This window comes from Micromonospora sp. NPDC048935 (assembly GCF_043197875.1).
Lineage (GTDB): Bacteria > Actinomycetota > Actinomycetes > Mycobacteriales > Micromonosporaceae > Micromonospora.
Map to the genome: position 1 here is coordinate 1,002,753 of NZ_JBICTZ010000001.1, position 20,715 is coordinate 1,023,467.

A 20,715-nucleotide genomic window follows, 5' to 3' on the forward strand; every position below is an offset into this window, starting at 1 on the left:
CCCCGATGCCGCGCAGGCCACCGCAGCACGGCGACCACCCGCGCCGCGCTGACGTGGTCGAGTTGCGGGTGCACGGTGTGTCGGGGGCACCACCCTCGGCCGTCCTGCACGAGGCGAGGGTGCGGCAGGTAGCGGGCGACGGCAGCGGTGGATTCCACCGTCGCGCCGGGGCGGACGACACCGACCCGGACGGGCTGACGCTCGAGGCGTACCGCTGGGCCGACCTGCCCTCGGGCACCGTGGCCCGGACACTGTCCATGGTCTTCCTGCTGCCGTTCATGCTCAGCAACCTGGCGGTGTGGATGCGGCCCGCCGGCCGCCGCGCCGCCGGGGTCACCACCCTGTGCCGGCTCCTCGCGCTCAACCTCACTGTGGTGTACGTGGTGTCCATCGCCGGTGTCGCCCTCGACCTGCTCGCCTGGCGGTGTCTCGGCGCGGCCCGTTGCCGTGCGCCCTTCGACACACTGGCCGGGCTCGACGACTGGCCCGTGGGGCAGCGGTTGGCCGTGCTGACGCTGCTGCCGATCGCCGCGATCGTGCTCCTGCGGCTGCTCGGGACCCGCCGCCCCCGCCCGGCCGGCAACCCACTGTGGGCGGTGGAGCCGCTGGTGGCGCGGCTACGGGCGATCCACGTCGCCGCCGCTTTCGCCGTCCTCGATCTGCTGTTGCTCACGGCCCGTCGCGCCGGCGGTGCGACGCCCGCGACGACGCTGCTGTGGACGCTGAGTGTGGCCGTCCTGCTGTTCTGCGTCGGTCTGCTCGTCGCGCCGGGCCTGATCGACCGTGCGGCGACCGCGGGCGTGTCCACCTGGTTAGCCCGCGCGGTGGGCGTGGTGGCGGTCGGTCTGAGCGTGGCGACCCTCGTCGCCGTCGCGAGCGACGGGCGGGAGTGGCCGTCGGCGGCCGGGCTCCCCGGCTACGGCGCGATCGCGGGCGGGGCGTTGCTCGGCCAGATGGCACTGCTGGTGCTGCTCTGCGGGCTGGTGCTGTGGCGCCCCGGTCGCGCCGAGGCCCGGTCGGCTCTGCCGCGGGGAGCGGCCCAGTTGACGCTGCCGCGGGGAGCGGCCCGGTCCGCAACGCCGCGGGGAGCGGCCCGGTCCGCAACGCCGCGGGGAGCGGCCCGGTCCGGCACGCCGCCGGGAGCGGCCCGGTCGGCGCTGCCGCGGGGACTGGGCGCGACTGTCATCGCGGCCATCGCGGTCGGCCTGACCGGTGCGTTCTCCGCCGGTCTGGTCTACCAGGCGGGGGATCTGCTCGGCGGCTTCGGCGGTGTCGGTGGGCCGCCGCTGCCGTACCGCTGGACGATCCTGGCGGTGTTCCTGCACGTTGTCGCGGGGGTGCTGGCGTGCGCCGCGATCACCCTCCTGTCGCGGCGTCGCAGGTGCCGTGCGGCGGCGGACATCACCGCCCGCGACTTTCCCGCCGTGCCGCCGGAGGCGATCGGGCGGCTACGGCTCGCCACGAAGGCCGTCGCCCGTGCCCGGTTCACCGAGTGGCTGGGCGTGTTGGCCACCGTGTACGCGGCGCTCGCGGTGATCGGGCTGGCCACGAGTCTGCTCGGGGGGACCGGGCGCGGGCCGGAGGACCTGACGTGGCGGTTCCTCGGGCTGCCGGCCGGGTTCGCCGGGATGGCGCTCGCGGGGGGCACCTACATCGTCGCCGCCGTGGTCCTGGTCCTGCTCTCGGGTGGTGTGTTCGCCTACCGGACGGCGTGGTTCCGCCGGCACGTCGGCATCCTGTGGGACCTCGGCACCTTCTGGCCCCGCGCCGCGCACCCGTTCGCACCGCCGAGCTACGCCGACCGCGCGGTGCCGGAGCTGGCCGACCGGATCACCCAACTGGCCGAGCGGCACGCCGGGGTGGTGCTGTGCGGGCACAGCCACGGCTCGGCGTTGCTGGCCCTCGCGGTGCTGCGGCTGCCCCCGCACACCCGCCGACGGGTCGCGCTGCTCACCTACGGCTCACCGCTGGACCGCCTCTACGCCCGGCTCTTTCCGGCGTACCTCAATCGGGAGACGCTGCGCGAGGTGGGGGAGCGGATCGGGTGGCGGTGGCTCAACCTGTGGCGTGACACGGACCCGGTCGGTGGTTGGATCTTCGCCGCGCACCGGCCCGGTGATCCGCCGCCGGACCCCGCCGACCCGGCCAGCGGGGTCGACCGGCGGCTGCGGGATCCGCGCAGCCTGCTGCCGGCACCGGGGGAGCGTCGACCGCCCCCGGTACGCGGGCACCACCCGGACGAGTCGGAGCCCGAGTTCCGGGCGGCGCTGCGGGAACTCGCCGGCCGGCTGCGCTGCCCGGACGGCGGGTGAGGTGACCGGTCACGGGTCCTCGGCCAGTCGCTCCGATTCCGCGACCACCGTACGGATCTTGCGCAGGGTGGCGTCGGGGGCGTGCACGGCGGTCCGCCAGCGGTCGAGGGTGCGGGTGAGTACCCGGACGACGAACTGCAACTGGTTGACCTGCTCGCGCAGCAGCCCCAGCTCCGACCGCGCGCTTATCGCCTCGCTCTCCAACTCGGTGATCCGCGTCTGTAGGGGTTGCACGAGGGTCAGGGCGGCCTCCGTGAGCGTGTCGGCGGCGTCGGCCTTGAACTTGCCCCGCTGCGCCACGACTGTGGCGATGGCGGCCAGACCTGTCGTTCCGCCGAGGACGCCGAACATGCTGAGCAGCACCTGAACCCAGTGTGGCGCCTCGGGTGTGGATACCGAGATCACGCGGCACCTCCCACGACCCGTTCGTGAGTCGCGCACTCGTGGCCGTAGGCCAGGCAGCGCAGGTCGGCGACGATCAGGGCGACCCGCCAGAAGGACCCCACCGGCACCGTGCTGATCAACGACGCCGCGACGATGCCCTGCCGGCCGGCCACCGCCACCAGCGCCACCGCGTACATGCCGGTGATGGTCCCGAGCACCAGCACGGACGCGAGCTCGATGCCGAGACCGGTGGAGAGCCGACCGGGCCACAGGATGCCCAGCAGCCCGCCCAAGCCCACGGCGATCAGGGCGACCTCCCAGCCGACCTGGATGGGTTCCGGCATGGACAGTTGCACCGACGGTGGTCGGACGTCCAGCGCGAGCAGCAGGACCCCACAGACGGGCGTCGTGATCAGCGCGGCCACCTCGAACGGTTGGTGCTTGGCGCGGTTCCGCAAATGCCCCACGGCGACTCCTTGGTCGATGACCGTGCTCACCGGTCCGCCACCGGGGCCGGTGCCGTGGGGTGGAGCGCGACCGCGGGGCGGTGCGTGCGGCGGGGCCCGAGGGCGGCGTGCGGGGAGACGATCGATGGGCGACTCGCCGCCATTGGCTGCCGATAACTGCCTGTTTAGCACCGGCGATCGGTTCGCGTCCACCTGTGCTCTGTCGCATTTCCGCAGGTCAGGGCCGTATCCGGCACTGGGTGGACGCCGAGGGTGCGGTCTCGCGCCCTCGGCGGCGCACAGTGTCGGAGGTATTACCGGAGGCGGCCGATCATCGCCGCACCAGGGCGCGCAGCGCCCCGACCACCGTCGCGGGGGCCTCCTCCGCCATGAAGTGCCCGCAGGTCACCGTCTGGTGGACGAGGTCCGGGGCCCAGGCCCGCCACACCCCGGCCGCGTCGTAGCCGAGCGCCGCGCCCCAGTCCTGCTGGAGCACCGTCACCGGCATCCGCAGTTGGTTGCCCGCCGCCCGGTCGGCGGTGTCGTGGGTGACGTCGATCCCGGCGGACGCCCGGTAGTCGGCGACGATCGAGGGGATCGCCTCGCGGGACGCGCGCAGGTAGGTGGCGCGCACCTCGGTCGGCAGCGCCCCCGGGTCGCGGGTCCAGACGTCCAGGAAGTGGCCGAAGAACGCGTCCGGGCTGCCGCCGATCAGTTCCTCGGGCAGGCCGGGCGGCTGCGCCATCAGGTACAGGTGGAAGGCGACCGCGGCGTTGACGCCGTGCAGCACGTCCCACATGTCCAGGGTGGGCAGCACGTCGAGCAGGGCGAGGTGGCTGATCGCCGCCGGGTGGTCGAGGCCGGCGCGGAACGCGACAAGGGCACCCCGGTCGTGCCCGGTCAGGGCGAAGCGCTCGTGACCGAGCGCACCGGCCAGTGCCACCACGTCGGCGGCCATGGTCCGCTTGGCGTACGCCGTGCCGTCGGCGTCCACCGGCTTGTCGCTGTCGCCGTAGCCACGCAGGTCGGGGCAGATGACCGTGTGGTCGGCGGCCAGGTCGGCGGCGACGTGCCGCCACATGAGGTGCGTCTGCGGGAAACCGTGCAACAGCACGACCGGTGGCCCGGAGCCGCCCACGGCGGCGCTGAGCGTCACACCGTCGGCGACGGTGACGCGCTGGTAGTCGAATCCGTTGATCCTCGGCTCCACGGGGAACCTTCCTGGTGAGCAGGGCCGGCTCGGGCGGTGGCCCGTCGCCGTCGTACGGTGTCGAGCCTGCCCGGTGGAGATCAGCAGACGGTCAGCGCCGCATCAGTGCCGGCCGGCACCGCCGCCTAGATTGGTGTCATGACCAGGCAGCCGACACCACCGGTGGGGGTGACGTTCGGCGTCCTCGGGCCGGTGACCGCCGCCACCGGGAGCGGCCCGGTGCCGTTGCGGGGGCACCGGCAGCGCCTGGTGCTGGCCCGGCTGTTGATCGCCCACGGCCGGGTGGTGCCGGTGGACCGTCTCGTCGACGACCTGTGGGAGGTCCCCCCGGACGGCGCGGTGGGCGCGATCCGGACCTTCGTCGCCGACCTGCGCCGGGCGTTGGAGCCCGACCGGCCGCCCCGGCAGCCACCCCGCCTCCTGGTCACCGAACCCTCGGGGTACGCGCTGCTTACCGCCCCGGACGCGGTGGACGCCGGACGCTTCGAGGCAGCCGTCGGCGAGGCGGGACGACTGCTGACCGCCGACCTGCCCGCACCGGCCCTGACCGCGCTGGACACGGCGCTCGGGCTCTGGCGCGGACCCGCGTACGCGGACTGCGCGGGCGACCCCTGGGCCGTCGCGGAGATCAACCGGCTGGACGAGCTGCGGATGCTCGCCGTCGAACGGCGGGCCGAGGCGCTGCTCGCGCTGGGTCGGCCGGACGAGGCCGCCGCCGACCTGCCCGCCCACCTCGCCGGCCATCCGCTGCGGGAGGACGCCTGGCGGCTGCTCGCGTTGGCCCGCTACCGCGCCGGCCGGCAGGGCGACGCGCTGGCCGCGCTGCGGGAAGCCCGCGACGCGGTGGTGTCCGCGCTCGGGGTGGACCCGGGGCCCGAGCTGCGCCGGTTGGAGGCCGACATCCTGGCCCAGGCGGCACACCTCACCCCCACCCCCGTCGCGGCCGGGCCCGTTGGAGCGGCTGGGCCTGTTGGAGCGGCCGGGCCTGTTGGAGCGGCCGGGCCTGTTCGGGCGGCTGGGCCTGTTGGAGTGGTTGGGCCTGTTGAAGCGGCTGGGCCTGTTCGGGCGGTGGGGCCTGTTGGAGCGGCCGGGCCTGTTGGAACGGCCGGGCCTGTTCGGGCGGCTGGGCCTGTTCGGGCGGCCGGGTCGGCAGCGTCGCCGGGGCGACCGTTCGTCGGGCGGGACGCGGAGTTGGCGCGGCTGCGGCACGCCGCCGAGGCCGCCACCCGGGCGGGTCGGCCAACCCTCGCCCTGCTCAGCGGGGACCCGGGCGCCGGCAAGTCCTCCCTGGCCGAGGAGCTGAGCCGACAGCTCGTGGCCGAGGGCTGGAGCGCGGCGTGGGGTCGCAGCCCCGAGTACGACGGCGCCCCGGCCGCCTGGCCCTGGACGCAGATCACCGACGCGCTCACCGAGCCGGCCGGGCCGGTGGGCGGCGGACCCGGCGGGTCGGTGGGCGGCGGGCCTGCCGGGTCGGCGGCTGGTGGGCTGGGCGGGTCGGCGGCCGGTGGGCCGGGCGGGTCGGCGGTGACCGATGGGCCGGCCGGGCCGGCTATGACCGACGGCCCGAGTGATCCCGCCGTGGCCCGGTTCCGTCGGCACCGCGCGGTGGCGGCGCTGGTCTCCGCCGTCGCCGACCGGGGCCCCCTGCTCCTGGTCCTGGACGATCTGCACCGCGCCGACGGCGACACGTTGGACCTGCTCACCGGCCTGCTCGGCGGCCCGCAGCCGGCCACCGGCCCGGTGCTGGTCCTCGGCACCTACCGGGCCACCGAGATCAGCCCGGAGTTGACCGCCACGCTGGCCCGCGTGGCCGGCCTCGAACCGGTGCGGGAATACCTCGGCGGACTGTCCGCCGAGGCGACCGGCGAGTTGGCCCGTGCCGTCGCGGGGCCGGAGCTGGACCCGCCCACCGTCCGGCTGATCCACCACCGCAGCGGCGGTAACCCGTTCTTCGTCCGGGAGTTGGCCCAGTTGTCCGCGGGTGCTGGTCAGGCGGCGCTGGCGGCGGTGCCACCGGGGGTGCGCGACGTGATCCGGCACCGCCTCGCACAGTTGCCCGCGCCGACCCGTACCGTCCTGCGGCAGGCGGCAGTGCTCGGCCGGGACCTCGACCCCGCGGTGCTCGGCGCGCTGGCCGGCGACCCGGCGGCACTGCTGGACGCCGTGGACCGCGGATTGCAGGCCGGGTTCCTGACCGAGCAGGAGCCCGAGGGGCGACTACGGTTCACCCACATCCTGGTCCGCGACACGCTCTACGCCGACCTGTCCGCGTCGCGTCGGGCGGCCTGGCACGGCGCCGTGGCCGAGGCGATGCAACGGCAGCAGCCCGTCGACCCCGCCGCGCTCGCCCACCACCTGCTGCACGCCGGAGGGCGGGCGGCCGCCCGCCGCGCCGCCAGCTACGCCCGAACCGCCGCCGAACAGGCCGAACGGGACGGCAACCCGCACGAGGCGGCCCGGCTGTGGGCGCAGGTCCTCGACGCGTACGACCGGGCCGGGCAGAACGAGCGGCGCGAGCGGCTCGGCGCGGTGCTCGGCCTCGGGCGCGGGCTGGCGGTGACGGGCCGGTTGGCCGAGGCGCGACGGTACCGCGCCGCGGCGATCACCGACGCCGAGGCGGTGGGTGACCCCCGGCTGACCGCGGAGGTGCTTGCCGGTTTCGACGTGCCCGCCATCTGGACCCGCAACGACGACGACGCACTCTCCGAGCGGATCGTTCGCGCCGCCGAGCGGGCCCTGACCGGTCTCGGCCCGACCGGCTCGGCGCAACGCAGCCGGCTGCTGAGCACGCTGGCCCTGGAGTTGCGGGGCAGCACCGGCGACCGTGGCCGTCGGGCCGCCGCCGAGGCCGAGCGGATCGCCCGGACCGTCGCGGACCCCGGGCTGCTGGCCTTCGCGCTGAACGCGCGTTTCATGCACGCCTTCCACCGTGTCGGACTGGCCGACGAGCGGGCCCGGATCGGCACGGAGCTTGTCGACCTGGCCGCCCCGCAGCAGTTGGTGACCTTCGAGGTGCTGGGTCACCTCGTCCTGGTCCAGGCGTGCTGCGCGCGAGCCGACCGGGCCGGCGCGGACGCGCACGCCCGCGCCGCCGACCGTCTCGCGCAGCGCTACGAGCTGCCGCTGGTCGGGGTCTTCACCGGGTGGTACGCCGCGTTGCGCCTGGCGGTGTGCGGTGACCGGGCCGCCGCGGTGACCGCGTACCGGGCCGCCGCCGAACGCCTGCCCGCCGACGCCATGCCGGGCCTGGCCCCGGGGTTGCTGCCGCTCGCCCTGCTCGGCCTGCGACTGGCCGACACCGTCAGTGAAGCCCCGCCGGCCCCCGGACGTCAGCGCGCGATTCCCGGGCCGGACGACGAGGACTGGGCGCGGCTGGACTGGGGCCCGCACGAGCCCTGGGTCCGGCCACTGCTGCTCGCCGCCGCCGGCGACCGGATGGCCACCCGGGCGGCGCTGCGGGCCCTCCCGGAAGGGCCGCACGACCTGCTGCGGGAGGTGCGGCTGTGCCTCACCGCTCGGGCGGCGCTCGCCGTCGACGACCGGCCCACCATGGAACACGTCGCCGCGGCGCTCCGCCCGGCCGCCGCCGAACTGGCCGCCGGCAGTGGGCTGGTCACCGCCGGCCCGGTGGCCGGGCACCTCGCCGACCTGGCCGCCGCTCTGGGCCGCGACGAGGAAGCCGCCGAGCACCGCCGTACCGCCCGCGCCCTCACCGCGCGCCTCAACGGCGACTGCCAAGCCTGACGAGGCCGCCCCGGAAGATCGCGGGGCGAGGGCGGGTCTGGGCTTGCGATCACGGACGGGTTTCTGGGGGTCTTCTCCTCCCCGTGCTCGGGACTTGCCGGCGACTTACCGGAACGTGGGGAACCGGCAACCGTGGTGCGGTCAGATGGAACAGGCGGCGCGCGCCGTCGCGCCGACGATCGAGGGGAGTACGCGTGCAGGTGCTCATCCTGATCGTGGTGCTGGGCGCCACCGTCCTGATCGGCACCACCCTGGGCGGTCGGTACCGGGTCGCCCCGCCGGTCCTGCTCATCGCGTTCGGGGTGCTGCTCGGGCTCACGCCGCCGCTGTCCGAGGTGACCCTCGAACCGGAGTTGGTGCTGCTGATCTTCCTGCCGGCGATCCTGTACCGGGAGAGCCTCACCATCAGCCTGCGGGAGATCCGGGCCAACCTGCCGGTGATCGGTCTGCTCGCCGTGGTGCTCGTGGTGCTCACCATGGTCACTGTGTCGTTCGCGGCGCAGGCGTTCGGGGTGAACCCCGCCGCCGCCTGGGTGCTCGGCGCGGTTCTCGCGCCGACCGACGCCGCGGCGGTCACCGGTCTGGCCAAGCGGCTGCCCCGCAAGCTCCTCACCACCCTGCACGCGGAGAGCCTGATCAACGACGGCACCGCGCTTGTGGTCTTCGCGGTGGCCGTGGGTCTGCTCAGCCAGAGCGCCAAGCCGGGCGTGTTGGGCGTCAGCGAGGAGTTCGTCGGCGCCAGCGTCGGCGGTGTGGTCGCCGGTCTGCTGGTGGGGGCCGCTGTGGTGCTGATCCGCAAGCGGCTCGACGACCCGCTGCGCGAGGGTGCGCTGAGCGTGCTGACACCGTTCGGCGCCTTCCTGCTCGCCGACGCGGTGCACGCCAGCGGGGTGCTGGCGGTGGTGGTCGCCGGGCTCGTGCTGTCCTATGCCGGCCCACGGGTGATCCGGGCCCGGTCCCGGGTGCTCGCGTTGGCGTTCTGGGACCTGAGCACGTTCCTGATCAACGGCGGGCTGTTCGTCCTGCTCGGTACGCAGATCCCCCGGGCGGTGCGGGGCATCACCAGCACCTCGCCCGAGCGGGCGTTGGCGATCGTTCTGGTGGTCACGGTGGTCGTCGTGGCCACCCGGCTGGTCTTCATCTACCTCACCGCCCAGTCGGCGCGGCTGCGGCGTCGCCGGATGATGGACGACGGCCCAGGTCCGTCCAGTTGGCGGGTGGGGACCGTCGCCGGCTGGGCCGGGTTCCGGGGCGCGGTGTCGCTCGCTGCCGCCCTGGCCGTCCCGACGATGACTGTCGCCGGTCGACCGGTTGTCGAACGTGATCTGATCATCTTCGTCACCGCGCTGGTGATCGTGCTGATCATGCTGCTTCAGGGCACCACCCTGCCGTTGGTCGTGCGCTGGGCCGGGCTGTCCGGCGACCCGGAACGCGTCGACGAGGCTCGCCACGCCCGGCGGCGGGCCACCGCGGTGGGCCTGGCCGCCCTGCCGCAGGTCGCCGCCGAGGTCGGCGCCCAGGAGGAGACGGTACGCCGGTTGCAGGCCGAGTATCAGCGGCACCTGGAGGACCTCGACGAGAGCGGCGGGAACACCGCCGAGGAACGTCGCCTGGATCGCAGGCTGCGCCTCGGGGTCCTCGCCCACAAGAGGCGCGAGGTCACCCGCCTGCGCGACAACCGGGAGATCGACGACCTGGTGCTCCAGGAGCTTCAGGCCGCGCTGGACAACGAGGAGATCCGGCTGCTGGGGCGCGGGCCCAACGAGTGATCTCCGGGTCAGAGCACCTGCGCGAGGAATCGGCGCAACCGAGGGTGCTCGGCCCGCTCGAAGATCGCCTCGGGTGGGCCGGCCTCCAACACCATGCCCCGGTCCATGAAGGCGACGGTGTCGGCGACCTGCCGGGCGAAGCCCATCTCGTGGGTGACCACCACCATGGTCATGCCGGCGGCGGACAGGTCGGCCATCACCGCGAGGACGCCCTTGACCAACTCCGGGTCGAGCGCCGAGGTGGCCTCGTCGAAGAGCATCACCTCGGGCCGCAGCGCCAGCGCCCGAGCGATCGCCACCCGCTGCTGCTGACCGCCGGAGAGCTGCGCCGGCCGCGCGTCGGCCCTGCCGGCCAACCCCACCAGCTCCAGTTGGGCCCGCGCGATGCTCTCCGCCTCGTCCGCGCCCAGCTTGCGGAGCCGGCGCAGCGCGAGGGTGACGTTGCGCAGCACGCTCAGGTGCGGAAAGAGGTTGAAGTGCTGGAAGACCATGCCCACGCGCTGCCGCAACGCGTCCGGGTCGTCGCCCCGCACGCTGCGCCCGTCCAGCAGCACGTCGCCGCGGTCCGGCTCGATCAGCCGGTTGATGGTGCGCAGCAGCGTGGACTTGCCCGACCCGGACGGGCCGATCACGCAGGCCGTCGCACCACGCGCAACGGTGAGGTCGACGCCGCGCAGCACCCGGTTCGGTCCGAAGGCGAGGTGCACGTCGCGGACGTCGAGGCTGACCGAGGTGCTCGTCACGGTGGTCATCGCCGGTGTCCTTCCGTCGTGGCGTACGCCGAAGCGGTGTCCTCGTCCTCGTCGGACGGTGCGGTTGCCGGGCGGCCGTTGCGCAGCCGCCTGTCGATCCCGTTGACGACGTGCGTCAGCGGGACCGTCAGTGCCAGGTAGCACAGCCCCGCGAGCAGCAGTGCCGATTCGTTGCCGGTGGTGGCCGCGTAGTCCTGCCCGATCCGGAACAGCTCCCGCTGACTGGCCACCAGGCCGAGGAAGTAGACCAGACTGGAGTCCTTGATCAGGGCGATGAGTTGGTTCACCCAGGCCGGCAGCACCCGCCGGATGCCCTGCGGGATGATCACCAGCCGCATCGCGTCGGCCCAGGAGAAGCCGAGGGCGCGGGCGCCCTCCAGTTGGGCGGCCTCCACCGACTGGATGCCGGAGCGGAAGATCTCCCCGATGTACGCGGCCGCGATGAGCGACAGCGCCAGGATTCCCAGCGGGTAGGGGTCCGGTCCCCAGACCCGCATGCCCAGCGGTGCGAGCCCGACGCCGATCAGCAGGATCGTCGCCGCCGCCGGCAGCCCCCGGAACACGTCGGTGTAGACGCGCGCCGGCCAGCGCAGCCAGCGGCTGCGGGAGAGGCCGGCGACGGCCAACAGCAGGCCCAGCACCGAGCCGAGCAGGGCGGCGGAGACCGCCAGGATCAGCGTGTTGGGCAGCCCGACGGTCAGCATCTCGGGCAGCGCCTCGCGCATCGCGTCGGCGTCGAAGAAGGTCTCCCACAGGGTGCTCAACGGATCCATCGGTCGCCTCTCCTCCCGCCCCGCTCGCTCGTCACCGGGTCAGGACGCGGCCGACGCGGTCGCGGTCGGCGTGACGGGCGTGCCGGACGCGGACGGCGCGACGGACGCGGTCGGTGCCGGCACCGTGCCGCTGCCCGGCGTGAAGTCCGCCGGGATCGGCCGGCCCGGGTAGTACCGCGTCTGCAACCGGCTCCAGGTGCCGTCCGCGATGACCTCGTCGAGGCCCTTGTTCAGCGCCTCGCGCAGCTTGTCGCTGCCCTTGGCCACGGCGTACGCGGTCGGGGCCGGGCTGAGCTGCGTGGCCGCCACGGTGATCTTGCCGTTGCTGTCGGCGGCCGACTTCTCGCCGATCTCGGCCGGGGCGATCCACGCGTCGGCGGTGCCGGCCTTGAGCTGGTTGATCGCGCCGTTGTAGTCCGGCACCCGCACCGGGTCGAGCCGCTTGCCGGTGGCGTAGTCGTCCTGCACGGTGCCCTGCACCACCACGACCCGCTTGCCGGTGAGCTGGTCGAAACCGGTGATGGGCGAGCCGGCCGGGACGTCCAGGCCGAAGTAGCCGAAGTCGTAGCCGTTGCCGAAGTCGACAGTCTTCTTCCGCGCCTCGGTGATGGTGATCGAGGAGCTGCCGACGTCGAACTTGTGGTTGTTGACCTGGGAGAGCAGCGCGGAGAAGTCGGTGCCGACGAACTCCACGGTGAGGCCGAGCCTGCCGGCCACGGCGGTCAGCAGGTCGTTGTCGAAGCCGGTGAACCTGCCGTCCTTGAGGAAGACGTTCGGCGGGGCGTCGGTCAGGGTGCCGGCCCGCAGCACGCCCGGCTGGGCCAGGCCGTACGGGTTGGCGGTGGCGTCGGACGAGCTGTCGTCGCCGCAGGCGGTGAGGGCGGTGGCGGCCAGGATGGTGGCCGCGCCGAGGGCGGCGGCACGGGTCAGGGCAGGAAGAAGTCGCACGGGTGTCTCCGAAAGGGGTCGTGTCCCGGCGGGCACGGACGTGTGCCGCCGACGGTGCGCCCGATGGGCGTACCGCTGGAAAGGCTCGGTAGGAAGGGGTGCGTCAGTGCGTGGTGCCGCGACAGGCGGCGCCGCACATTCGCATCAGGTCCACGTGCCGTCGCCGGGTGAGTGCCGGCGCGGGCCAACCGGCGCCCAGGTGCGCGAGGTCGGTCGGTGGGGTGGTGCCGATGGTGCGCATGGGTCTCCCGGGTCTGTGCTGACCTGGGTGCCAGGCCACGCTTGCACCGACGTCGTGCCGGTGCCTGGTCTTCACCCGGGGCACCCCACCGCGGAGGAGGGTTGCCGGCCAGCGAGCCGGGGCTTCGCGCTGGCACTCATGACCTGCGCCGAGGCTAACAGCACCTGCGGGTGGATCGTCCAGTCGTTATGACCACGCTCACCGTGCCGGACCGGGTGCCCGGCCGCAGGTCAACCGGCGTGCACGTGCGGCCGGCGGTGCGGGTCGGGCTCCTGGCGACGCAGGATCTCCCGGGTGACCGAGGCGATGGCCCCCTGCCCGAAGGCCAGGTACCGCAGGATGTTGCGGGCCGGGCCGCCCTCGCTCCACTCGAAGTAGATGTGGGGGCGTCGCCGGCTGCGGTCGCGGATCTCCAGCAGCAGGGCGGCGAGCGCGGTGGGCACCGAGGAGGCGGCCAGGCTGAGCACCGGGAAGCGGTCGTCCACGGTGCCGCCGCGCACCAGCAACTCGGTCTCGAAGTCCGACGGGTCGGTGACGTGCACCTCGACGAAGATCACGTCGCTGTCGTCGGGAAAGTCGTTGTCCGCCATGGTCTGGTCCAACTTGGCGCGGTACTCGGCCTCGTCGCGCCGGTCGGGCTCGTGGGCGATGAGCCGGATCCGCCGCCCGGCCCGCTCGTCGATCATCCGGGTCGCGACCGGGTCCAACTCGACCCGGTCGACGCGCAACTCGTAGGCCCGCGACAGCCGGGAGAGCAGCGACACCACGATGATCCCGCCGATGAAGCAGGCCGCGATCTTGACGCCGTCGGGGCGTTCCACCACGTTCGCCAGGGTGGTGTAGACGAAGGCCACCGCGATGACTCCGAACGCGACGCTGCGACCGCGCTGCCGCCGCCGGACCGCCGCGAGCGTTACGGCCGTCGCCGCCGAAGTGATCAACACCAGGACACCCGTGGCGTACGCGCCGCCCTGCGCGTCCACGCTGGCCTCGAAGACGACAGTGATCAGGAAAGCCACCGAGGTGAAGACCAGCACCAGCGGCCGGACGGCCCGCGCCCAGGCCGGCGCCATGCCGTAGCGGGGCAGGTAACGGGGGACGAGATTGAGCAGGCCGGCCATCGCCGACGCCCCCGCGAACCAGAGGATCCCGATGGTGGACAGGTCGTAGACGGTGCCGAACACCTCCCCGAGGTGCTCGTGCGCCAGGTAGGCCAGCGCCCGCCCGTTCGCCGGCCCGCCCGGCCGGAAATCCTGCGCCGGGATCAGCACTGTGGTCGCCACGCTGCTGGTGATCAGGAAGACACTCATGATCAACGCGGCGGTGGTGAGCAGTCGGCGCGCGCCGCGGATCCGGCCCAGCGGGCGCGCCTCCGAGTCCCGCGGGTCGCCCCGGATGCTCGGCATCACGGCCACTCCGGTCTCGAAGCCGGACAGGCCCAACGCGAGTTTCGGGAAGACCAGCAGCGAGAGCCCGACCACCAGCCAGGGATCGCCGTGCGCGGTGGTCAGCGCGGTGGTCCAGTCGTCGACGGCGCTCGGGTGCGTCACCACCCGCCACAGCGCGTCGACCACCACCACCGCGTTCAGGGTCAGGTAGACCGCGACCAGCACGACGGCGATCCCGATGGCCTCGGTGAATCCCTTGAGGAACACCGCGCCCAACAGCGCCACGAGCAGCAGCGTGAGCAGCACCTCGTGCCCTTTGAGCCCGTCGGGCCAGAACGGGTTCTCGTCGATGTGCGCGGTCGCGTCGGCCGCCGACAGGGTGATGGTGATGATGAAGTCGGTGGCCGCGAAGCCGAGCAGTACCAGCACCAGCAGCTTGCCGGGCCAGTAGCTCAGCAGGCGTACCAGCATCGCGATGGAACCCTCGCCGTGCGGGCTCTCCACCGCCACCCGCCGGTAGACCGGCAACGCGCCCAGCAGCGTCACCAGCACCAGCACCAGGGTCGCCACCGGCGACAGTGCCCCGGCGGCCAGCGCCGCGATGCCCGGCTGGTAGCCCAGGGTGGAGAAGTAGTCGACGCCGGTCAGGCACATCACCTTCCACCACGGGTGGTGTCGGTGCTCCGGCGGACGTCCGTGCGGCCCCGGGTGCGCGGCCCGGTCCGAGCCCGCGTCGAGCAACCACCCCCGCAGCCGTCCGGCGCGCCTGTCGACCTCCATCGACGCGTCCCCCGTCATCCGCCCATGGTCACCGTGAGTATCCGCCCGTGGGGGCACGCGCGTCCGCCGGTGCGCGGAACCCACCCGGCGGCTGGCGGTTTCGGGTCCGGGACACGGGGGATGCAGCGCCCCCGGGCTGGCGGGGGTGCGCGGGGCCGGACGGCACCGGGGGAGGGGACAGGGCATGGTCGGTGGCCGTCGCTTCCGCCCCGGTGGTGGCTTCGGTCGCCAACTGGACGAGTACGAGACGACGGAGGGTGTGCCGCCGTCGACGGCGTCACCCGAGGCGCCCGCCGGTGGCCTGGTCGACAGCGCGGTCTACGTCCGCGGGCACCGCTTCGCCTCGCCGTCCGGCCTCGCCGAGACGTACCGCTGCCTGCAGGAGCAGGACGCCGCGATGGCCTGGATCGGGTTGTACCGGCCCGACATCGACCAGATCACCTCGCTGGCCCGGGAGTTCCGGCTACACGACCTGGCGGTCGAGGACGCGATCAACGCCCACCAGCGACCCAAGCTGGAACGGTACGGGCACACCCTGTTCGTGGTGCTGCGTGCCGCCCGCTACGACGACCAGCGGGAGGAGGTCGAGTTCTCCGAGTTGCACCTGTTCATCGGGCCGGGCTTCGTGGTCACGGTCCGGCACGGCGAGGCCCCCGACCTGGCCGCGGTGCGGCGGCGGATGGAGACCGAGGCGCAGATGCTGGGCCGGGGCCCGCAGGCGGTCCTGTACGCGATCCTCGACCAGGTCGTCGACGGGTACGCGCCGGTGGTGGCCGGGCTGGAGAACGACATCGACGAGATCGAGACGCAGGTGTTCGGCGGCGACCCGAACGCGAGCCGGCGCATCTACGGCCTCAGCCGCGAGGTCATCCAGTTCCAACGCGCCGCACGCCCACTGCTCACCGTGCTCGACGCGCTGGCCGACGGCGCCGGCAGTGCCAGCACCGACGAGGAACTGCGCCGCTACCTGCGCGACGTGACCGACCACCTGACCCAGGTGGTGGAGCGGGTGGACGGTTTCCGGCACCTGTTGCAGAACATCCTCACCGTCAACGCCACACTCGTCTCGCAGCAGCAGAACGAGGAGATGCGCAGCCTCACCGCGGCCAGCTACACGCAGAACGAGGAGCTGAAGAAGGTCTCCTCGTGGGCGGCCATCCTGTTCGCCCCCACGCTCATCGGCACGGTGTACGGCATGAACTTCGTCCACATGCCGGAGCTGAACTGGCGCTTCGGCTACCTGTTCGCGTTACTGCTCATGCTGCTGGTGTGCGGCACGCTCTATCTGATCTTCAAGCGGCGTGGCTGGCTGTGAACACCGCGGGGATCACTCGATGCCGCGCAGGATGTGCCGCTCGTCCTCGATGTCGTCGTCGCCGGCGGCGATCCGGCCGAGCAGGACGGCGGCCGCCCAGATCGTCAGCGGTGTCGCCGCCCCGGTCATGCCGCCGCCGGTCCGGTCGTCCCGGGTCTGGCTCCGCTCCGCACGCGCTGGCCTGCGCTGAGCCTCCATGGGCCCCGCCTCTCCTCCTCGAAGCCGCCACGGGCGGCGCGGCGTGAGCCCGCACCACCGGCCGGGCGAACCGCGCCCGGCAGGACGACATCTACGTCGAACCATCCCACGCCGGACCCCGTTACCACCGCTTCTTTTCGGTTTCCCGACTGTCGCCCGCCAAACCGGACATTTTCCTCGCGGGTCAGGACAGCGGATGGGTGATGCCCCGGGCGTGGTCGGTGAGGGCCGCCCCGACCACTGTCGCGGCCAGCGGCAACACCTCCAGGCAGCGCCGCACCGCAGCGGCCATCAGCGCGTTCGGCACCCGCATGGAGAGCGTGCAGTGCGGCACCCAGAGGCCCGGCTGGTAGTGCTCGGTCAACGGGATGCCGGCGTCGGTGAGCCGGTCGTAGACCGTGCGGTGGTGGGCCAGCAGCTCCGGGGTGGGCGCCGGACCGAGCCAGAGCACCCGACCGACGAACTGGCCGGCGTGCTGGAAGTCGAGCCGCAGGGGAGCGGCCACCACCGTCGTACGCAGGGCCGCGACGACCTGCTCCGGGTCGAGGCGGGGCGCCACCGCCAGCGACACGTGCGGACGGTGGCGCTGCGCCAGCAGCGAACGCATGCTCTGCACGCCCTCGGTCTCCAGCGCGTCCCACAACACCCGGATCCGGCGGGTGGCGTCCGGGTCCAGATACAACTCCACCGCCGCGACCATCCGATCACCGTAGCGACCGGGGTTTGAGCGCCCGTCTCGGCGGTACCTGACCGGAAACCGACCAGGAGGCGTGCCCAGTGGACGTTAGTGAGCTACTGACCGAGACGTACGACCGGCTGCCCGGCCTCGTCCGCGCGGCGGTGCAGGGACTCAGCCCGGAGCAACTGCGCCACGAGATCGCACCGGGCCACAACTCGATCGGCTGGCTGGTCTGGCACCTCACCCGGGTGCAGGACCACCACGTCGCCGACGTGCTCGACGCGGAGCAGATCTGGGTGAGTGGCGACTGGGCGCACCGGTTCGGGCTCACCGCCGACCCGGACGACACCGGCTACGGACACTCGCCCGCGCAGATCGCGAGGGTGCGGCCGGAGAACGCGCAGGCGTTGGTCGACTACTACGGGGCGGTCGCGTCACGTACCGGAAAGTTCCTGGCCGGCCTGGGTCCGGCGGACCTGGACCGCGTCGTCGACGAGGGGTGGGACCCGCCGGTCACCCTCGGGGTGCGGCTGGTCAGTATCGCCGAGGACGACCTGCAACACGTGGGCCAGGCCGCCTACCTGCGTGGTCTGCTCGGGACCGGCTGACCGCGCTTCGCCGGCTCAGGGCACGAAGACGGCCCGGCCCTCCAGCGTTCCGTCGCGCATCCGCTGGTACGCGTCGAGAGCCGCACACCCCGGCACTCACCCGTTCCGGGTGAGCCGGCCTCACCCGGGCCCGGGTGATCCTGCTCAGAAGCATGGGGGAGGGGACCTGATGGGCGCGACGGCAGCGCAGTACCTGCAACAGTTGGACGCCGGTCGGCGCCCCGACCTGCCGGAGACCACCGCGGGCACGCTGCGGCTGGACGTGCGCGGCGACGGTTGCACCGAGCACTGGTACCTGACCGTCCGCGACCAGCACGTCCACGTGACCCGCTCGGCTGACGACGCCGATCTGGTGATCCGCGCGGATCACCTGGTGTTCGACCGGATGGTCCGGGGTGAGCTGCATCCCGGCGCGGCCCTGCTGCGCAACGAGCTGACCCTGCAGGGCAACATGCACCTGCTGATGGTGCTGCGGCGGATCTTCGCCGCGCCGGCCCACGCCCGCCATCCCCGGGAGCTGGGTCGGGCCGCCCTGGCGCGCCGGAGCGCGTCGGTCGCCCGGGAGGGGCAGTCGTGAAGCAGGAACTGCTGCACGTGATCGCCGGCAACGTGTTCGCGATCAGCGACGCCCAGGGCGACATCGAGGCCGACCCGCAGGCGCCTGTCGGTCTCTTCGCGTACGACACCCGGTTCCTGTCCCACTGGGTGCTCAGGGTCGACGGTGAGCGGGTCAACGCGCTGTCCCGCGACGACATGACCTACTTCGAGACCCGGTACTTTTTGGTCCCCGGCGCGGCGAGCCACTACGTCGACGCGGACGTGTCGATCACCCGGCACCGCTCGGTGCACGACTGCATGCACGAGAAGATCACCGTGCTCAACCACTCGGCAGAGCCCGCCGAGTTCACCGTGCGGGTGGAGATGGGCAGCGACTTCACCGACATCGCCGAGATCGGGCACCTGCGGCGGCGGGTCGTCGAGGTCACCCCGGACTCGGCCAACCGCCAGCTCGTGCTGCGCTACCAGCGGCAGCGCTTCGTCCGCCAGACCACCGTGCAGAGCACCGTTCCGGTCGAGGTGGACGAGGCGGGCATGACGTTCCGGATCCGGGTCGCCCCGGACGGCGTGTGGGAGACCGACCTGCACATCGCCATGACCATGGGTGGCGAAGGCGGCGAGGACGTACGCGACTCGTTGGAGTCGCACCAGCGGGCCGTGCGGGTGGGGATGCGCGAGGACCTGGCGAACTGGATGGAGCAGGCCCCGACGCTGACCGCCGAACGCGACGGGCTGGAGGAGATGTACCGGGGCGCCCTGGCCGACCTGGCGGCCCTGCGGTACAAGCCGTGGTCGTCCCCGGACCGGGTGCCGATCGCAGGTCTGCCGTGGACGATGTGGTTGTGCGGACGGCACAGCATCATCACCAGCCTGCAGACGATGGCGTTCACCCCCGAGCTGGCCCCCGCGACGCTGCGGATGCTGGCGTTCATGCAGGGCACCCAGCTCGACGACGACCTGGACGAGGAGCCCGGCAAGATCCTGGCCCACCTCCGCTACGGCGAGTCCGGCGCCTTCGGCGACCGGGCGGACGCGTTGTACTACGGCTCGGCGGACACCACCCCGCTCTTCGTGGTCCTGCTCGACGAGTACGAGCGCTGGACCGGTGACGCGGACCTGGTGCGCGAGCTGCGCCACCCGGCCCGGCTGGCGTTGGACTGGATCGACGAGTACGGCGACCTGACCGGGGACGGCTACCTGCGTTACCAGCGCCGCAACGAGCGCACCGGCGCGATCAACCAGTGTTGGAAGGACACCCCGGACTCGATCACCAGTGGACGCGGCGAGCAACCGGCCTTTCCCCGGGCCACCTGCGAGTTGCAGGGCTACGCGTACGACGCGAAGCGGCGTGGTGCCCGGCTGGCCCGGGAGTTCTGGGGCGACCCCGAGTACGCCGACCGGCTGGAGCGGGAGGCCGCAGCGCTCAAGGAGCGCTTCAACCGGGACTTCTGGCTGCCCGACCAGGAGTACTACGCGTTGGCGCTCGACCCGTACGGCGAGCCGGTCGACGCGCTGGCCTCCAACATGGGGCATCTGCTGTGGAGCGGGATCGTCACGGACGACCGCGCCGGAGCCGTCGCCGAACACCTCACCGGGTCGCGGCTGTTCGGCGGTTGGGGGGTGCGGACCTTCGCCACCGGGCAGCGTCCGTACAACCCGATGGGGTCACATCTGGGCGCGGTGTGGCCGGCGGACAACGCCCTGATCGCCGCCGGGCTGCGCCGCTACCGCTTCGACAGTCAGGCGGCCACGATCGCGGCCGGCATCTTCGACATGGCGCAAACCCTCGGTGGGGCCGTGCCGGAGATGATCGCCGGCCACGATCGCCGGCTGACGAAGTATCCGGTCCAGTTGCCGGCGGCGGCCCGCCCGCAGGCGTGGTCGTCGGGGGCGCTGCTGATGCTGCTGGGCACCATGCTGGGGCTGCGACCCACCGGCGACAACCTGCTCGTCAACCCGGCCGTGCCGGAGGGATTCGGTCGGCTGGACCTGCTCGACATCCCGGGCCGGTGGGGTCGCTCCGACGCCTACGCCAGGGACCGGACCACGGCGCACCGATCCGGCCCCCGCCTGCGCTGAGCGGCTGGGCGACGGCGGTCAGCCCATCGTCTTCGCGCCGTCGATCGACTCCCGCAGGATGTCGGCGTGCCCGGCGTGCTGGGACGTCTCGGCGATCAGGTGCAGCAGCACCCGACGGACCGTCCAGCTCGCCCCCGGCTCGAACCAGGGCGCCTGCGGCAGCGGGTGCGCCGAATCCAGGTCGAGGGTGGCGACAAGCGCGTCGGTCTGGTCGGCCACCTCCCGGAGCCGCTCGACCAGACCCGCGAGGGTCTCGCCCGGCGCCATCCGGAACTGACCGACCCAGTCGATCTCCTCGCGCTGCATCGCCTCCGCGCCGCCCACGGCGAAGAGCATCCACCGATGCTCGACGCCGGCCACGTGCTTGATCAGGCCGCCGAGGCTCAGCTCGCTGACCGTGGAGCGGGTGGCCGCCTGCTCGTCGGTGAGGCCCTCCACCGTGTGCAGCAGGAAACCCCGGTGCCGGCGAAGTGTCTGTAGGAGGTCGGCCCGCTCACCGGTGAGCTGCTCCGTGCTGGTCATGCCGTCACC

18 protein-coding genes and 1 riboswitch are annotated in these 20,715 nt (G+C 73.1%); of the genes, 7 read left to right on the top strand and 11 right to left on the bottom strand.

Annotated elements, in window-relative coordinates:
• Window positions 1-5 precede the first annotated feature (5 nt).
• Complete coding sequence (locus ACGFIW_RS05000; protein ID WP_393310987.1) at window positions 6-2,312, top strand: hypothetical protein; 2,307 nt, start codon at window positions 6-8, stop codon at window positions 2,310-2,312.
• Window positions 2,313-2,321: 9 nt separating this feature from the next.
• On the opposite strand, the gene ACGFIW_RS05005 is transcribed toward ACGFIW_RS05000, so the two are convergent.
• The 3 genes from ACGFIW_RS05005 to ACGFIW_RS05015 all read right to left on the bottom strand — a co-directional run bounded on the left by ACGFIW_RS05005 (window position 2,322) and on the right by ACGFIW_RS05015 (window position 4,352).
• Window positions 2,322-2,717, bottom strand: a complete 396-nt coding sequence (locus ACGFIW_RS05005; protein WP_393310988.1) for a hypothetical protein — start codon at window positions 2,715-2,717, stop codon at window positions 2,322-2,324.
• On the bottom strand, window positions 2,714-3,163 hold the full coding sequence (locus ACGFIW_RS05010; protein WP_393310989.1) for a hypothetical protein: 450 nt from the start codon (window positions 3,161-3,163) through the stop codon (window positions 2,714-2,716). The genes ACGFIW_RS05005 and ACGFIW_RS05010 overlap by 4 nt, the downstream gene beginning before the upstream one ends.
• A 310-nt stretch (window positions 3,164-3,473) precedes the next feature.
• Complete coding sequence (locus tag ACGFIW_RS05015) at window positions 3,474-4,352, bottom strand: alpha/beta fold hydrolase (protein WP_393310990.1); 879 nt, start codon at window positions 4,350-4,352, stop codon at window positions 3,474-3,476.
• 138 nt (window positions 4,353-4,490) lie between these two features.
• On the opposite strand from ACGFIW_RS05015, the gene ACGFIW_RS05020 reads away from it, so the two are divergent.
• A complete protein-coding gene (locus tag ACGFIW_RS05020; RefSeq protein ID WP_393310991.1) occupies window positions 4,491-8,096 on the top strand; it encodes a BTAD domain-containing putative transcriptional regulator in 3,606 nt (1,201 codons plus the stop codon).
• Window positions 8,097-8,290: 194 nt separating this feature from the next.
• Window positions 8,291-9,865, top strand: coding sequence for a Na+/H+ antiporter (locus ACGFIW_RS05025; protein WP_393310992.1), 1,575 nt, complete (start codon window positions 8,291-8,293; stop codon window positions 9,863-9,865).
• Window positions 9,866-9,873: 8 nt separating this feature from the next.
• Here ACGFIW_RS05025 and ACGFIW_RS05030 read toward each other — a convergent pair whose 3' ends face one another.
• The 5 genes from ACGFIW_RS05030 to ACGFIW_RS05050 form a co-directional block, all read right to left on the bottom strand.
• Complete coding sequence (locus tag ACGFIW_RS05030; protein ID WP_393310993.1) at window positions 9,874-10,617, bottom strand: amino acid ABC transporter ATP-binding protein; 744 nt, start codon at window positions 10,615-10,617, stop codon at window positions 9,874-9,876.
• Window positions 10,614-11,390 (bottom strand): amino acid ABC transporter permease, encoded by a 777-nt coding sequence (locus ACGFIW_RS05035; protein WP_393310994.1) that lies wholly within the window; start codon window positions 11,388-11,390, stop codon window positions 10,614-10,616. The genes ACGFIW_RS05030 and ACGFIW_RS05035 overlap by 4 nt, the downstream gene beginning before the upstream one ends.
• A 39-nt stretch (window positions 11,391-11,429) precedes the next feature.
• Window positions 11,430-12,338: an ABC transporter substrate-binding protein gene (locus tag ACGFIW_RS05040; protein WP_393310995.1), complete on the bottom strand. Its 909-nt coding sequence runs from the start codon at window positions 12,336-12,338 to the stop codon at window positions 11,430-11,432.
• A 103-nt stretch (window positions 12,339-12,441) separates the two neighbouring features.
• Window positions 12,442-12,579: a hypothetical protein gene (locus ACGFIW_RS05045; RefSeq protein ID WP_393310996.1), complete on the bottom strand. Its 138-nt coding sequence runs from the start codon at window positions 12,577-12,579 to the stop codon at window positions 12,442-12,444.
• A gap of 32 nt (window positions 12,580-12,611) precedes the next feature.
• A riboswitch (SAM riboswitch) is annotated at window positions 12,612-12,723 on the bottom strand.
• Between the two features lie 86 nt (window positions 12,724-12,809).
• The gene (locus ACGFIW_RS05050) at window positions 12,810-14,765 is read right to left on the bottom strand and encodes an amino acid transporter (RefSeq protein ID WP_393310997.1); all 1,956 of its coding nucleotides are present in this window, start codon (window positions 14,763-14,765) and stop codon (window positions 12,810-12,812) included.
• Window positions 14,766-14,931: 166 nt separating this feature from the next.
• On the opposite strand from ACGFIW_RS05050, the gene corA reads away from it, so the two are divergent.
• Complete coding sequence (gene corA / locus ACGFIW_RS05055; RefSeq protein WP_393310998.1) at window positions 14,932-16,062, top strand: magnesium/cobalt transporter CorA; 1,131 nt, start codon at window positions 14,932-14,934, stop codon at window positions 16,060-16,062.
• Window positions 16,063-16,074: 12 nt separating this feature from the next.
• Here the strand turns inward: corA and ACGFIW_RS05060 are convergent, their stop codons facing one another.
• Together ACGFIW_RS05060 and ACGFIW_RS05065 are read right to left on the bottom strand one after the other, a co-directional pair.
• Window positions 16,075-16,260, bottom strand: a complete 186-nt coding sequence (locus ACGFIW_RS05060) for a hypothetical protein (RefSeq protein ID WP_393310999.1) — start codon at window positions 16,258-16,260, stop codon at window positions 16,075-16,077.
• Window positions 16,261-16,444: 184 nt separating this feature from the next.
• Window positions 16,445-16,960, bottom strand: a complete 516-nt coding sequence (locus ACGFIW_RS05065) for a 2'-5' RNA ligase family protein (protein WP_393311000.1) — start codon at window positions 16,958-16,960, stop codon at window positions 16,445-16,447.
• 77 nt (window positions 16,961-17,037) lie between these two features.
• Between ACGFIW_RS05065 and ACGFIW_RS05070 the strand changes: the two genes are divergently transcribed.
• From ACGFIW_RS05070 to ACGFIW_RS05080, 3 genes are all read left to right on the top strand, one after another.
• A complete protein-coding gene (locus ACGFIW_RS05070; protein ID WP_393311001.1) occupies window positions 17,038-17,547 on the top strand; it encodes a DUF664 domain-containing protein in 510 nt (169 codons plus the stop codon).
• Between the two features lie 169 nt (window positions 17,548-17,716).
• Complete coding sequence (locus ACGFIW_RS05075; RefSeq protein ID WP_393311002.1) at window positions 17,717-18,124, top strand: SCP2 sterol-binding domain-containing protein; 408 nt, start codon at window positions 17,717-17,719, stop codon at window positions 18,122-18,124.
• On the top strand, window positions 18,121-20,184 hold the full coding sequence (locus ACGFIW_RS05080; protein ID WP_393311003.1) for a glycogen debranching N-terminal domain-containing protein: 2,064 nt from the start codon (window positions 18,121-18,123) through the stop codon (window positions 20,182-20,184). Before ACGFIW_RS05075 ends, ACGFIW_RS05080 begins: the two co-directional genes overlap by 4 nt.
• Window positions 20,185-20,202: 18 nt before the next feature.
• On the opposite strand, the gene ACGFIW_RS05085 is transcribed toward ACGFIW_RS05080, so the two are convergent.
• Window positions 20,203-20,706 carry a DinB family protein gene (locus ACGFIW_RS05085; protein ID WP_393311004.1) on the bottom strand — a complete coding sequence of 168 codons (504 nt, stop codon included), beginning with the start codon at window positions 20,704-20,706 and terminating at the stop codon, window positions 20,203-20,205.
• Window positions 20,707-20,715 lie beyond the last annotated feature (9 nt).

Bases quoted from the DNA above. Each gene is read 5' to 3' on its own strand.
- ACGFIW_RS05075 (WP_393311002.1), top strand. From the start codon at position 17,717: ATGGGCGCGACGGCAGCGCAGTACCTGCAACAGTTGGACGCCGGTCGG.
- ACGFIW_RS05050 (WP_393310997.1), bottom strand. From the start codon at position 14,765: ATGACGGGGGACGCGTCGATGGAGGTCGACAGGCGCGCCGGACGGCTG.
- ACGFIW_RS05085 (WP_393311004.1), bottom strand. From the start codon at position 20,706: ATGACCAGCACGGAGCAGCTCACCGGTGAGCGGGCCGACCTCCTACAG.
- ACGFIW_RS05045 (WP_393310996.1), bottom strand. From the start codon at position 12,579: ATGCGCACCATCGGCACCACCCCACCGACCGACCTCGCGCACCTGGGC.
- ACGFIW_RS05000 (WP_393310987.1), top strand. From the start codon at position 6: ATGCCGCGCAGGCCACCGCAGCACGGCGACCACCCGCGCCGCGCTGAC.
- ACGFIW_RS05020 (WP_393310991.1), top strand. From the start codon at position 4,491: ATGACCAGGCAGCCGACACCACCGGTGGGGGTGACGTTCGGCGTCCTC.
- corA (WP_393310998.1), top strand. From the start codon at position 14,932: ATGGTCGGTGGCCGTCGCTTCCGCCCCGGTGGTGGCTTCGGTCGCCAA.
- ACGFIW_RS05035 (WP_393310994.1), bottom strand. From the start codon at position 11,390: ATGGATCCGTTGAGCACCCTGTGGGAGACCTTCTTCGACGCCGACGCG.
- ACGFIW_RS05030 (WP_393310993.1), bottom strand. From the start codon at position 10,617: ATGACCACCGTGACGAGCACCTCGGTCAGCCTCGACGTCCGCGACGTG.
- ACGFIW_RS05060 (WP_393310999.1), bottom strand. From the start codon at position 16,260: ATGGAGGCTCAGCGCAGGCCAGCGCGTGCGGAGCGGAGCCAGACCCGG.
- ACGFIW_RS05065 (WP_393311000.1), bottom strand. From the start codon at position 16,960: ATGGTCGCGGCGGTGGAGTTGTATCTGGACCCGGACGCCACCCGCCGG.